Raw genomic sequence first — 13641 nt, 5'->3', positions numbered from 1 at the left:
ATAAATTATATGCAGTGTTAGGTACTGGGCTATTTGAATTTATAAGTTTTACTTTTTAATTTTAAATCAATCGGATCAATATACATCTTCTCATATTTTGGGTATAAATTATTTCCCTCAAATAAACATCGTGTTTTCAGTTCATTAAATAATTTTGATTCTACTCCAAATATTACTTTTGAAATAAGTTTTAAATCAAAATCCGCAAAGATGTAATCAGCATTGTCACTTATTTTAAATCTCTGGTAATCAAAATTTGGATGAAGAATATCAACAATCAATCTAACTTCACTTTCATAAGACCAATTATTCAATTTATTTGTAACTAGAAATAGTCCTAATTTACTATCATTAATGTCCTTGTTAGTTTTAAAATTTTCTCTTTCTGTTACTAAGCAATCTGGATAACTAACCTCTGAAGGTCCTCCTAAATATTTATGAATAGAGAAATCTATTTCAAAGCAAACTTGAGAATGTGAGTCGGCATAATGCGACCACATTAAATAAGAATCATTTTCGCAGTAGTGCTTACTAAAACAACAAATGTAGTTACTCTTAAAGACATTTTTAAAAATGTGTTCTTTTGCAATGCTAAAAAATCCTTTATTCTCTTCTCGAGAATACTCGATCCAATCTGAAGGTGTAATTAACGGACTATTATCTAATGGATCATTGAACTTATCAACTCGTGTTAACCTAAAACTTTTTGTTTCAATAGTTTTAAACAATCCATCAAAGGTTAAAAACCGATAGGCTTTTTTTAAATATGTTTTGCATTCGTCCATGTTTGATTCCGCCTTGTACCCAATGTTATGACATACAACGTTTTAATGTTTTATATCAAACGATAAGCGAAGTTAGTTTTTAACACGTAAAAAGTCAACTATTTAGCGCAAGCAATTATAGGAAGTTATAAACATAAAGCATGCCTTTAAGCTTACAATTTTTCCTTAATTGCTTTTCTCCAAAAATACATACCAAAAGCTAAAGTTACAATGGCAAACATAATTCCGTTTTCGCCTAACCAATGTTCTGAGCCTTCAACTTTTGTAGTGATTGGAGGGAATATTTTCTGAACAAAAACATTACTTACTGAGTGAAAAATTACCGCTGGCCATAAACTTTTAGATTTAAAAGTATAGTAGGTCATAATAAATGACATCGAAATTACAAAAACAAAAAAAGTTATAAATTCCAAAGTGACATTTTCACTGTAATACAATAATATTGGCCAATGCCAGAAGGCCCAGATAAATCCAACAAAAAAGGAAACACCAGTAAAAGAAAGCACCTTTCTTGATTCATAGATTAAAAAACCTCGCCACCCTATTTCTTCTCCTAAAACCGTTGCCATTGCCCTTATAACGCCTACAGTTCCTAGCAAAATAATACCTATAATTATGGCAAATGCTGGTTTTAATGTTCCAATTCCAACTAATCCAAGTTCTGTAGCCCATTCCATAATGCTCTCTTCATTCGATAATCCTCCTAATCCAAAAATCCAGATGAGTATATAGGTAATTAAAACATATAAAGCAGGAATAAAGTAAGACATGCGAATATATTTCCAATCTGCCCATTTCCAATGTATGGAAGAAATAGGTCGTCCTTTTAATTTAAGTGTAATTATTGCAGCAATTGCTGGACACCACATGAGTGCTCCAACGTATATTCGAGAAGGATATAAATTAACAATTGCAAGATGAAATGGTGTGCTTATAATTGTAACAATCATTAAGAAAAGAAAGATTGTTTTCCAAGTTTCTTTGCGTTCGGTTGTACTATTTTGCATTTTAGATGTTTAGGTTTCCTTTACGACGAGAGATTTGGAACGTTGTTACAACTCAATACTTAGAATCTCGTTTTTGCCTCACCACTTTTTTAATCAACTTCCCTAAGTCTTTGTCTTTCTTTTTACGCTCTAAAGCATCCGACTCGAAATGTTCTTTTTCTCGTTCCATTTTTCTAAAATTTGTATAAGAACTTAAATCTAGGTCTCCATTTTCTAGTGCTTCTTGCACTGCACAACCATTTTCATGTTCGTGCGTGCAATCTTTAAATCTACAGCTTTGTGCATATTCTAAAATAGTATCGAAGGTGACTTCTAATCCGCTTGTAGTATCAGCAATTCCAACTTCTCTCATTCCAGGGTTATCGATTAAAACACCTCCATTTTTCAATACAATTAACTCTCTATGGCTGGTTGTATGTTTCCCTTTGTTGACGCTAGTACTTATTTCGGCAGTTTTCATGAGTTCGTTACCAGATAGTCCATTTAACAGGGTGGACTTCCCTACGCCTGACGATCCTAACAAGCAATAGGTGTTTCCTTTTTTGATAAAAGCTTCTAGCGCTTTATATCCATTAGGTTCATTGTTTACTGCAATTGTTGTTACGTCTTTTATTCTATCTGTAACTCGATTCATAATAGCATTTAATTCCGTTTGATTAATCAAATCGGTTTTATTTAGCACAATTATAGGCTTCACTTTTGCCGCATTGCAAATGGTTAAATAGCGTTCTAAACGATTTAAATTAAAATCTCTATCCACGGCTTGTACAATTAAACCATAATCAATGTTTGTTGCAATTATTTGTACCTGTCCTGATTTACCGACAGCCTGTCTTTCGAGAATAGAATGATGAGGAAATACTTTATGAATTAACCCTTTGCCTTCATCATACTCTGTAAAAGCTACCCAATCACCTACTGCTGGAAAATCGTATCTGCTTTCTGCTGTGAATCTTAAATTCCCGATGAGTTCGGCATCAAATTCCGCATTAGGTGTTTTTACAACATAACGTTCTTTATGTTCGAGAATCACACGACCAACTAAAAAGGTATCAAGTCCGTTTTCTATTCTAAAAGATTCGAGCGAATCATTATATCCTAAATCTTGAAGTGTCATAATTCGTTTTAATTGAATTTCATATCGAATATAATATTAGAGCAATAAAATCCAGCTCTTTCAATAGCTTTTTGAGAACCAACATTATCGATGGTTGTGGAACATATTGGGTGTCTGTCTTGCTCAATGGCTTTTAAAGCCATTTGTTGCAACATTTTTGTTGCTAACCCTTTTTTTCTGTGTTCTTTATTTACGGAAACACCAACATCGGCGTAGTTTGATTGCGTATCGCTCAATCTACATTCGCCAGTGGCTATAATTTTATCATTTTCTAAACTCATATACAACTCATTTCGTGATACCAAATTATCGACATAACCAAACGTATCGTCAAAGCCTACATGCTCCTTATAATAACTTCTAATTGCATTAGAATATTCTGGAGTAACCAATTCTACATTTAATGAATTTTTATCATTCAAAGGACGATTTGAATATTCGTAACAAAACGTATTTGTTTTCATTGATGCTGAATGAAATAAACAAGCATTAAATGATACTGGTTCTATAGCACTTAAGCTTGCAGACGATATATGTTTTGAATCAATCAATTCTCTAACGATGGTTTGCATTAGACATCTGTTTTCATTTGTTACAAATACTTGCAATAATGCTGCATTACTATCAATACAGCAATAACCAATATGCTTATTGTCTTTTTTAATTAAATATGCTTGTGATGACGCTATGTATAAATCTTGCCACATGGAGTCTAATGGTGCTACAAACGTTTTGTATAACGCCTTTCTAAATTCGTTTATAGTTTTAGAGTCATCTGTTTTTATAAAATTCATTTTAGGTGTATTTATCAAGAATTTGTTTTTTTATGTGTCTTAATGGATAGTCTTCAAAAATGCATAAATAGTTTAGAGCAATTCCATCTAATTCTGCTATGAACATATAACTTAACACTTCTGCGTTTTTTGAATCAATCTCGCTGAATATTAACTTAGTAGAATCAAGTATTATGCTAGATCTCTCTTTAATTAAGTCATTTAATACGTCTCTTGTACTTGGTTGCAACATTAAATTTAGGTTTAACTGGAAAAACAGCTTGTCTGCTTCTAATTGTCTAAATACAGATTCAATGATTTCCTTGAGCTTTTCTTTAGGAGATTGTTTGGAGCTACTAGATTGATTGATATCTTCTATCAATTTCGTGGTATTAGAAAATATCTCTCTCAATAAATGATTTTTTGATTTAAAGTGATGAAAAATAAGTCCTTTGGAAACATTAGCTACTTCACAAACAGCAGAAAGTGGCGTATTCTCATATCCTCTTTCAGAGAATAGCTTGGTTGCAACGTCTATAATTTGTTTTCTTTTATCCATAATAATACAAACTGACCGTTTGGTCGGTTAGCAAATATATGCATTTAAGATTTAATCAAACAACTATAAATAAAAAAGCGCCCAAAGGGCGCTAAAAAAATAGTTAGTTATGTTAAACTAGTTCATCTTTTTGATTGATTTTATTCTATTTCTATAATAGTCATCTTTATTTAATTCAAAAGCCTTATTAGCATTCTTTAAAGCATTTATTTTGTCTTTCTTTTCTAAATAAAAGTCGACTAACCCATCATATCCATTAGCACTGTTTGGGTAATACTCAACTGCTAAGTTAAAAAATAACAATGCTTTTTCTGGCTGCGCCATTTGTAAATTCATATAACCATAAGCGTTTAATAATTCTTCAATCATTGGAGGTGTTGGAGTGCCAAAATTATTTGAGTAAACTCTTTCTTGGTTTTTAAGCATTTCTCTTAATTCCTCAACTGAAGTTTCAGGGTTATTATACTTTTGAGGTGATTTAAATTGATACCATTTAAACAGAAATACTAAACCATCTCTCATACTTGGTAATGGTACTGTACCGTGAAGATCTTCTGGATAAACCTTCCAAGAAAAGTTTAATTCATTTTGCTTTTGAGAACTAGCGAAATTTGAAAAATCGATAATAGAGCGAGCAAACAAAGTAAACTCAGAAGTGTCCTCCATAATATTGTCCATAGTTACAGCTTCGTTTTGCATATGTAATTGTTCGGCAGCAAGAGAGACAAAAAGTGATTTTCCTTTAAAACTTTCAGACTTTAATTTTTCTTTAGCTTGAATTAAAAGCTTTTGATTGTCCCATTCAATACTTGGGTCTATAGCGATATAATTTTTAAATAAATGATTATTGTTTATTAACACATCTAATGCGAATAAACCTGCATAAGAATGCCCAATTAATGTCCTATACGATGTCGTTGGGTAAGTTTTATCAATATATGGTATTAGCTCTTTTTCGATAAATTGCCTGAAGTTATCAGCTCCTCCAGTATCAAGATTCATAGCACTTCCTCTTCTTTCCTCTATCTTGGAGATAGTTAAATCTCTAGTTCTGTTGGTTCTATTAGAAATCCCTACAAGAATCATGTGTGGTAAGTAGTGTCCCCAATAATTATTGTAAACAGTTTCTAAATTGTTCTTTAAAGAAAACCCGTCTAACAAATAGACGATTGGATATTTAGTTTTGCTATTTGGGTTATAATTTTCAGGAAGTCTTACCCAATATTCTCGAGATTCATTGAGAATATTTGAAAATAAGCTATCAATAACTTCTGTTTCAACTTCAACAGAATTGTTCTCTACGGACTGAGAGGTCATGTTTTGATTAAAAAAAACAAATCCAAGGATTACTAAAAATCGAGATATAGCTACCATATTTTTCATTATTGTTTAAAAATTTCTAATCCTTGTGAAGCCCTTTTAAAATTAGTATTCCAATTCTAGCAATAATAAAAGTAAATAGCCCAAATGTTGCGGTCAATAAAGATACTTTTAACCCTCCAGCAAAAACTGATGGATCCGGATTTCCCATTGCTTCAACAGAATCGAAAGCAGAAATAAGCCCTAAAATAGAAGCGAAAAATCCAATTACTAATCCTAAAAGGCTACTATCAATAGCTAGTTTGAGCATTTTTTTAGAGTTATTACTGTCTTTGTTTACATTCATAAATCCTTTAATTAAAAAGAAAATAGATAGCAATAAGCAAATTAAAATCAAGGTCATCATAAAAGGTCCTCCCTCCGAAAACCTGTCAGCAAATGGATTAACAATTAAAGATGTTGGTGTAATAGATAAAGTAATCATAGTTATGGTTTTAATTAAACGTTAAACAAACTTAGTTTTCTTTTTTAGCTATAAAATCTAATTGCGACAGATAACCGATTTAGCAACTTAAATAACTTAAATTATGTTTAGCATCAATTACTCTTTCTTAATGCACTTTTTTTGCGATTCTCCAGATTGACTAAACAATAGTGATTTTGTACTTAAATCAAATTTTAAAATAACACCTAAAGCCTCCAAAGCAAATTCATCTTTTTCGGTTGGTTTTAAATCTTTCAAATCACTTCCTTCTGGTGCGCCTTTTAAAATTTTGCCATCTGTTTTAAAAATCAATGAAAATGGTAATTCCTCACATTCATAAGTTCCTACATATTTTTTTAATTCTTCAGAGGTTAAGTCTATACTTTTAAAACTTGGTATTTCAATATCTTTGCCTATAGATGCATTTATGGCATTAAACATAATTGGCATCATACCATAATTTAAAGCATTGGCATTTAATGCTATTGCCGTTTTTAGCTCAGGAATATACACTAACATAGATTGAAAAAAATCAATCCTTCCATTATGTGCAAACAAAGTAAGTCCCGCCTTTTTAGCACTTAAAATTCCACTACCATATTCATCATTAATGGTAGTCATTATTTTAAAGCTATTTTTAGACATGAGCTTATCGTTAAACAATGCATTTATAAAGACAACTAAATCTGATGGATTAGAAACAATACCTCCAGCTCCACCTGGATTACTTAAATGTGCTTGTTTAGCTTCATGCAAGGAATTATCATCTTCATAATAATATGAGAGGCTTTCATTATTGGTTATATCTATTTCACTCCCATAATATGTGTTTTTTAACCCTAATGGTTTAGCAATGCGTTCTTTTAAAACTTGTCCATAAGATTTTTTTTCGATTCTTTCAAGGATATAACCCAATAGGACGAAATTAGTGTTACTGTATTCGTGTCGTTCTCCAGGTTGAAAATCTACATCGTGTTTAGCTATCATCGATAGCATTTTTTCTTGTGTTGTTGGCTCTTGCTCATTAAAATTTTCATCAGCAGTTATATTAAACAATCCACTGCTATGATTTAATAAATGAGCAACCTCAATTTTTTCAGCATTAGCTACTTCAGGGAAATATTCAAAAAGCTTTGTATCTAATGTCAACTTACCTTCATCAATTAATTGAAAAAACATTACAGCTGTGAATGTTTTGGTAATTGATCCTATTCTATACTTCGTTTTAGAAGTTGATTGCTTTTTTTCTTTATCATTTATATATTGGTATCCAACAGATTTTTCAAAAACGGTTTTACCATCCTTTAATATGGTCATACTTCCCATAATCTTATCATTTTGATAGAGTAAATCTAAAAGGGTGTCTAACTGATTGTAATTAGTATTTTGTGCGAATGCTATTTGACTGACTAACAGTAGTAATAATAGTGCTTTCCTCATCTTATTCTATTTTAAATAATTATTAGATATTTTTATCATGCGCTCTTTAGTTAGGATAGAATCTGTATTGATATCTTCTATTATTTCTCCTAAATCATTAATAATTACAAAGCGAGGAACATAAGAAACTCCATACTTTTCTCTAAGCAAGTTTCCTTCCCCTTCATAAATGTTATATTTTAAGTTTATAAATGCCTTATTCATTTTACTTGCAACACTTTTGTCAGTTAAAACCTCTTTATGAAATTGTATACATGGACCACACCAAACTGTATAGAAATCGATAAATAATGGTTTATTAGTTTCTTTAGAAAACAGAAGAGCCTCTTCGAATGTTAGTTTTGAAAATTTTACTGGAGTTTCTTGATTAAATAATTCTTGATTGGTAGTATTAGATAATAATGAACGTGTGCCAACAATAAATATTAACGATATTGCTATTAGTGCAATAGACATTAAAATATTTCGAAGAATTCTTTTTTTAATAAACCCAAAAATTACTAGCAAAGTAATTGGTAGCATTGCTAATTTGCCATATGGTTGTGGGTTCTTAAATATTAAAAAAATAGCATACGTTAATAAAGCTATTAGTATAATAATAAACCTATTTTTCATCTTTTTATTTAGCATACTCTATTATTTCTAAGGCAAAAATATTAGCAATAAAGATTGCCGTAAATGAAAAGCGACAGATAACCAATTTAGCCATTGAAACAACCATCATGCTAAAACAGGCTTTAAAGCTGTCATTCGTCTACAAAACTTATGCAGCCAAAATAATTATAGTAATATTGTAGCATAATACGTTAGATGTTTACCAAAGAAGTCATTTTAAAAAAAATTGCTCAAATATTACTTCACATTCTTTTTTGGTGTGGCGTACTCCTCTTTTTTACCTATTTTTTTGGTTTTGAAAACAACGATGATAATTACATTCTTTCGTTTTCATTGTTTTTAATGCCAATAACTATAGCAACTACATATGTATCTATTTATAAGTTGATACCAGACTATTTAATTAAAAAGAGATACTTTTTATTTGGTCTATATAGTTTTTATACTCTAATCATTTCTGGCTACTTATTATTGGTTTCGGTGTTTTTTGGTTTAGGTTATTTATCTGAATTTGAATTCAGTAATATGTCGCAACTAAGTAGAAATCTATTTTTTGTAATGGTTGCTGTGTACCTAATTGTAATTATAGTGAGTGCTTTTAAACTTTTAAAGCTAAACCTAACGCATGCAGAAAAAACAAAAAAACTAGAAACTAAAATTTTAGAAACACAGCTAAAACTAAAAGAGCAAGAATTGAATTATTTAAAAATGCAGATTCACCCACATTTCTTGTTTAACACCTTAAATACCATGTATGGTTTTGCATTGAAAAAGGCAGATGAAACACCAGAAATGATATTAAAACTATCTAATCTACTCGACTATTTGCTATATCAAGTGGATAAGCCTTTTGTATTATTGTCTGATGAAATAAACCATATAAAAGATTATATTGAGCTTGAAAAATTACGTTTCAATAACACGTTAGATATACGCTTTAACTGCAACAATATTCTAGAGAACACAAAAATTGCACCTATGCTATTACTTCCTTTTGTTGAAAACAGTTTTAAACATGGTAGTTTAAAAAATGGTGTGCTAACTATAATTATTGATTTATCTTGTAGCAAGGAATATATTCATTTCAATATAGAAAATTCAAATTCAAAATCTGAGCTAACCAAAAAAGGTATAGGCTTACAGAACATGCAAAAACGATTGGATTTACTATATAAGAACAAATACACTTTAACCATTGATGATACTGTAGCTTTTTTTAAAGTTCACTTAAAATTAAACCACAATTAATTGCAGCAGCAAAAAAACATATCATGTCTTATTGTAGATGATGAAGCCATCGCAAGAGAAGTTATTGCTACACATCTTTCAAAAATAGCGAATATTGTAGTTATTGCTAGTTGCAGCAATGCTATGGAAGCATTTAATGCTATTAGAAATCATAAAATAGATTTAGTGTTCTTAGATATTAATATGCCTGAAATATCTGGTATTTCATTTGCCAAATCGATAAATAAAGAGATTAAGATTATTTTTACTACTGCCTATCGTGATTATGCAGTAGAAGGGTTTGAACTGCAAGCTGTAGATTATTTATTAAAACCTGTATCGTTTGAGCGTTTACTAAAAGCGATTAACACTTATTTTGATGTGTATAGCAGGTCAAAAAAGCAAATTGAAACTGAAGCAGAAAACAATGATTTTATGTTTGTGCGTTCAGACAGACAAATGATTAAAATTGATTTCAATGAAATTATCTATATTGAAAGTTATAGTGATTATATTAAAATTCATTTAGCGAATGAAACCATCGTGACTCGTGAAACCATAAGTGCTATAGAAGTTAAACTTCCAAAAGATAAATTTATAAGAATTCACAGGTCGTTTATAGTCGCATTACATAAAATTTCTTCGTTTACTAATGAACAAATTGTTATTGAAAATACATCTTTAACTATTAGTAGAAGTTACAAAAGCGATGTTTTAGAATTATTAAAAAAATTCTAAAGAAAACCCTCCTCAAATAAATGAGAAGGGGCTGTAAATATCAAGAATCTATAATAAGATTTCCCTAACAATAACTTATCATAACACAAGTTTTATTCTAAAACTTCAACTTGACTATTCACAATATCTTTAATAGGTATAATAAGTTTACCTGTTATTGTTTTTAACGTCATAGAGATGTCATCTATTGTAATTATTTCTCCTTCAACGTTGTTAAACTTTATTCTTTGTCCAACTTCATAAGTACGTCTAGTATAATAAGTCCGTAGTAAATCTGCTACTACTTCTCTTGCTCCCAAGCCAATAGCTAAAGCAAAAGCAGCGAGAAACGCGCCAAAAATTAAGCTAAGATTGCTTGTAATAATATCTGTATTTATCCCAGCTTGATTTAGTGCAGTAATTGATATAATAGCTAATAAAATAAAGAATACTAATTGACTTACTATTTTAGATCCTGAGAGCTCAAACGATTTAAAAAATGATTGAATCGATTTTTTAACAAAATTGGCAATAAATAAACCAATTACGAAAATAGCTGCAGCACTTAATAATTGTGGTAAATAAGAAATTAGATTGCCTATCTCTTCCGAAATAATGGTCATACCCATCATTTCAGATACTATAATAATAAGTATCAATAGCAATGACCATTTAATGAATGATATAATTATTTTGGTAAGGTTAACGTTAAGTTTCTTTCCTTCAATAATCTCAATATCATTTAGTTTTTCACCAAATTTGTCAATCTTAATTGCCTTTAAGGCACGCTTTAGAATAGATAATAATAATTTAATAAACAGCCATCCAAATAACAGCACTAATAGTGCTTTTAAAATGCTAACTCCTGTGGTTGAGAAGTTTTCAATAGCCATGTCTTTAAGTTCTGCTAGCTTTTCCATTAGTAATATTGTTAGGGTAATATTATTTTTTTCGTTCTTTTATGGTTCGCTCAATAACGCTTCCTGCATTTAATGAAAATAAACTAGCTAATTCCATTAAAAGCTTTGCAATTGCAATGTCTTTCATCACCTTAGACTTTAGTTCCTGAGGAACTTCTTTTAAAGGTGTGTTTATATATTTAAATGGATTATCGCTCATTTTCATTATCGTTATATACATTAATGAGTTTCTCTTTCGCTCTTTTTATACGCATTTTTACTGCGCTTTCTCCAATATCTAAGATGCCTGTAAGCTCTTTTATGCTTAAGTAATCTTGATATTTTAGCAACAGAATCATTTTCTCTTCTGGAGAGATTAATTCTAGTGCTTCTTTCAGTTTATCAACCTTTAGTTGATTAATGTCATTATCATTATCGTCAATACTATATCCAGAATCTTCAATATTTGTAGCATCAACCGATTGTTTTTCAATTTTCTTTGCTGTATTACGATTTACATAATTCACACAATGATTATAAGTAAAAGCGTATAACCACGTTGAAAATTTAGAGTTTCCTTTAAAAGTACTCAGCTTTACAAAAAGCTTCAAAAAGATATCTTGGGTTAAATCTTCAGCTTCATCATCACTTCTTGAAAACCCTCTACACTTGTTATACACCATTTTCGCATAACGATCATATAGAATTTCAAATAATAACGTATCGTTAGAAGACACGATAGTTTTCACTAAATCTTCGTCAGATAATTTATTAAAATCTTGTTCTACTTTCAATGTTATTATTAGGGTATTTGCTATGTTTGGACACAGCAATTAAGTTTCAGTCACCAATTTGTACTACAAATATAGTTGAATCATATCTTTTGAAAAGTGATTATCAACAAATTAAATGACAAATTTGTATCTTTAAGGCTTATGCTAAAAACTAACCTGTTACATGAGAAAAATTATTCCTTTAATAGCACTTTTAGTTATTCTAATTGGCTGCAAAAAAAAACAAGACACCAATTTAGATGCAATAGTTAAAGGACCAACTTCGAAATATAATTGTGTTCCTCCTATTACTGATGCAGATTGGTACAAAATTGACAATAAGGCACCATTGTTAGAAGGACTCGATGCTATAGACTACCCAATAACAACTAAAGATAGTTTAGTACAGCGTTATTTTAACCAAGGAATGACATTGGCTTATGGGTTTAATCATGCTGAAGCTGCTCGTTCTTTTTATTATGCAACTAAACTAGATCCAAGCTGCGCAATGGCCTTTTGGGGTTATGCGTATGTTTTAGGCCCAAATTATAATGCTGGAATGGAAGATGATAATTATGAGCGTGCTTACGATGCTATTCAAACGGCCATAAAACTTTCAAAAAATGCTACGGATAGAGAAAAAGCTATTATAGAGACCATGGCAATTCGTTACGCACAAGAACCACCTGAAGATCGTTACCAACTAGATGTAGATTATTCTTCTGCAATGAAAAAGTTATATGATACTTATCCTGATGACTCAGAAATAAGTACCCTTTATGCAGAATCCATTATGAATTTGCATCCTTGGGATTTATATGACAAAGAGGGAAATGCTAAAGAATGGACTCCAGAAATTACTACATTATTAGAGAAGCTTATAAAACAGTATCCTAAACATCCTGGGGCACATCACTTCTACATTCATGCAACAGAAGCCTCAAGTACTCCAGAAAGGGCAAATATTTCAGCCAAAGTGTTTGATGATGGTTTAGTGTCTGGTTCAGGACATTTATTACACATGCCTTCCCATGTGTATATTAGAACTGGTGAATATCATAAAGGAACACTATCAAATATTGCAGCAGTTGAAGCTGATAGCACTTATGTTACTTTGTGCCATGCACAAGGTGCTTATCCTCTAGGGTATTATCCACATAATTATCATTTTATGGCAGCAACTGCAACTTTAGAGGGTAATAGTCATTGGGCAATGATTGGCGCCAACAAAGTCTCTGAACATGTGCATCCAGAAATCATGAAACAACCAGGTTGGGGTACTTTACAGCATTATTACATCACACCATATAATGTGGCAGTAAAATTTAAAAAATGGGATGATATTTTAGATATGCAATTTGAAACTTACGATTTAAAATATGTGAAAGCTGTAAGGCATTATGCCGAGGGAATGGCGCATTTAGGAAAAGGAGATCAGGAAAGTGCAAAAAAAGAATTAATACAACTAATGGAGTTGGCAAAAGATGAAAGCTTAAAAGAGGTTACCATTTGGGATATTAATTCGGTTTATGATTTAGTACAAATAGCCTCCAAAGTACTAGAAGCTGAATTATGGGCTTCTGATGAAGACTATGCAACTAGTATCATACTTTTAAAAGAAGCTATAGCTATTGAGGATACACTCAACTATAATGAACCACCAGATTGGTTTTTCTCTGTAAGACACCATCTAGGAGCTATACAAAATAAAGCAGGTGAATTTAATGACGCCATTACAACCTATAATGATGATTTAAAAAGATTGCCAAAAAATGGTTGGGCACATCATGGACTAAAATTAGCCTATCAAGGTCTTAATGATTCTGAGAATGTCACTAAAATGGAATCTTTAATTAATGAAAGTTGGATGGATGCTGATTTTGAAATAGGTGATTTTTAAATGGTAAAGCAAAAGCATTAATTTT

At 30.8% G+C, this 13641-nt stretch carries 15 protein-coding genes; 3 read left to right on the top strand and 12 right to left on the bottom strand.

What is annotated here, in order from left to right:
• Positions 1 to 29: 29 nt before the first annotated feature.
• The 9 genes from ABGB03_RS06015 to ABGB03_RS05975 form a co-directional block, all read right to left on the bottom strand.
• Positions 30 to 785 carry a DUF2971 domain-containing protein gene (locus tag ABGB03_RS06015; protein ID WP_347925692.1) on the bottom strand — a complete coding sequence of 252 codons (756 nt, stop codon included), beginning with the start codon at positions 783 to 785 and terminating at the stop codon, positions 30 to 32.
• Positions 786 to 937: 152 nt separating this feature from the next.
• A complete protein-coding gene (locus ABGB03_RS06010; protein WP_347925690.1) occupies positions 938 to 1792 on the bottom strand; it encodes a type II CAAX endopeptidase family protein in 855 nt (284 codons plus the stop codon).
• A gap of 52 nt (positions 1793 to 1844) precedes the next feature.
• Positions 1845 to 2909, bottom strand: a complete 1065-nt coding sequence (rsgA, locus tag ABGB03_RS06005; RefSeq protein WP_347925688.1) for a ribosome small subunit-dependent GTPase A — start codon at positions 2907 to 2909, stop codon at positions 1845 to 1847.
• Positions 2910 to 2917: 8 nt separating this feature from the next.
• Positions 2918 to 3703 (bottom strand): GNAT family N-acetyltransferase, encoded by a 786-nt coding sequence (locus tag ABGB03_RS06000; RefSeq protein WP_347925686.1) that lies wholly within the window; start codon positions 3701 to 3703, stop codon positions 2918 to 2920.
• Position 3704: 1 nt separating this feature from the next.
• Complete coding sequence (locus tag ABGB03_RS05995; RefSeq protein WP_347925685.1) at positions 3705 to 4241, bottom strand: TetR/AcrR family transcriptional regulator; 537 nt, start codon at positions 4239 to 4241, stop codon at positions 3705 to 3707.
• A gap of 117 nt (positions 4242 to 4358) precedes the next feature.
• Complete coding sequence (locus ABGB03_RS05990; protein ID WP_347925683.1) at positions 4359 to 5624, bottom strand: alpha/beta hydrolase-fold protein; 1266 nt, start codon at positions 5622 to 5624, stop codon at positions 4359 to 4361.
• Between the two features lie 16 nt (positions 5625 to 5640).
• Positions 5641 to 6045: a MotA/TolQ/ExbB proton channel family protein gene (locus ABGB03_RS05985; protein WP_347925681.1), complete on the bottom strand. Its 405-nt coding sequence runs from the start codon at positions 6043 to 6045 to the stop codon at positions 5641 to 5643.
• Between the two features lie 117 nt (positions 6046 to 6162).
• Positions 6163 to 7485 (bottom strand): serine hydrolase domain-containing protein, encoded by a 1323-nt coding sequence (locus ABGB03_RS05980; protein WP_347925679.1) that lies wholly within the window; start codon positions 7483 to 7485, stop codon positions 6163 to 6165.
• A gap of 6 nt (positions 7486 to 7491) precedes the next feature.
• Positions 7492 to 8100 (bottom strand): thioredoxin family protein, encoded by a 609-nt coding sequence (locus tag ABGB03_RS05975; protein WP_347925678.1) that lies wholly within the window; start codon positions 8098 to 8100, stop codon positions 7492 to 7494.
• A gap of 195 nt (positions 8101 to 8295) precedes the next feature.
• On the opposite strand from ABGB03_RS05975, the gene ABGB03_RS05970 reads away from it, so the two are divergent.
• Both ABGB03_RS05970 and ABGB03_RS05965 read left to right on the top strand, forming a co-directional pair.
• Positions 8296 to 9348, top strand: coding sequence for a histidine kinase (locus ABGB03_RS05970; RefSeq protein ID WP_347925676.1), 1053 nt, complete (start codon positions 8296 to 8298; stop codon positions 9346 to 9348).
• Positions 9349 to 10065, top strand: a complete 717-nt coding sequence (locus ABGB03_RS05965) for a LytTR family DNA-binding domain-containing protein (protein ID WP_347925674.1) — start codon at positions 9349 to 9351, stop codon at positions 10063 to 10065. It begins immediately after the preceding gene.
• Positions 10066 to 10157: 92 nt separating this feature from the next.
• Here ABGB03_RS05965 and ABGB03_RS05960 read toward each other — a convergent pair whose 3' ends face one another.
• Genes ABGB03_RS05960 through ABGB03_RS05950 form a run of 3 tightly spaced genes read right to left on the bottom strand, consistent with a single transcriptional unit; the run spans position 10158 to position 11737 of the window.
• On the bottom strand, positions 10158 to 10964 hold the full coding sequence (locus ABGB03_RS05960; RefSeq protein WP_347925672.1) for a mechanosensitive ion channel domain-containing protein: 807 nt from the start codon (positions 10962 to 10964) through the stop codon (positions 10158 to 10160).
• A gap of 22 nt (positions 10965 to 10986) precedes the next feature.
• Entirely contained in the window at positions 10987 to 11163 is a 177-nt protein-coding gene (locus ABGB03_RS05955) for a hypothetical protein (RefSeq protein WP_347925671.1), read from the bottom strand.
• Positions 11153 to 11737 carry an RNA polymerase sigma factor gene (locus ABGB03_RS05950; protein ID WP_347925669.1) on the bottom strand — a complete coding sequence of 195 codons (585 nt, stop codon included), beginning with the start codon at positions 11735 to 11737 and terminating at the stop codon, positions 11153 to 11155. Before ABGB03_RS05950 ends, ABGB03_RS05955 begins: the two co-directional genes overlap by 11 nt.
• 163 nt (positions 11738 to 11900) lie before the next feature.
• On the opposite strand from ABGB03_RS05950, the gene ABGB03_RS05945 reads away from it, so the two are divergent.
• On the top strand, positions 11901 to 13616 hold the full coding sequence (locus tag ABGB03_RS05945) for a hypothetical protein (protein WP_347925668.1): 1716 nt from the start codon (positions 11901 to 11903) through the stop codon (positions 13614 to 13616).
• The last annotated feature ends 25 nt before the right edge of the window (positions 13617 to 13641 follow it).

This window comes from Pontimicrobium sp. SW4 (genome assembly GCF_039954625.1).
Classification (GTDB): Bacteria; Bacteroidota; Bacteroidia; order Flavobacteriales; family Flavobacteriaceae; genus Pontimicrobium.
The sequence above is the reverse complement of the archived record's forward strand: the minus strand, read 5'-3'. Positions and strand labels throughout refer to the sequence as shown.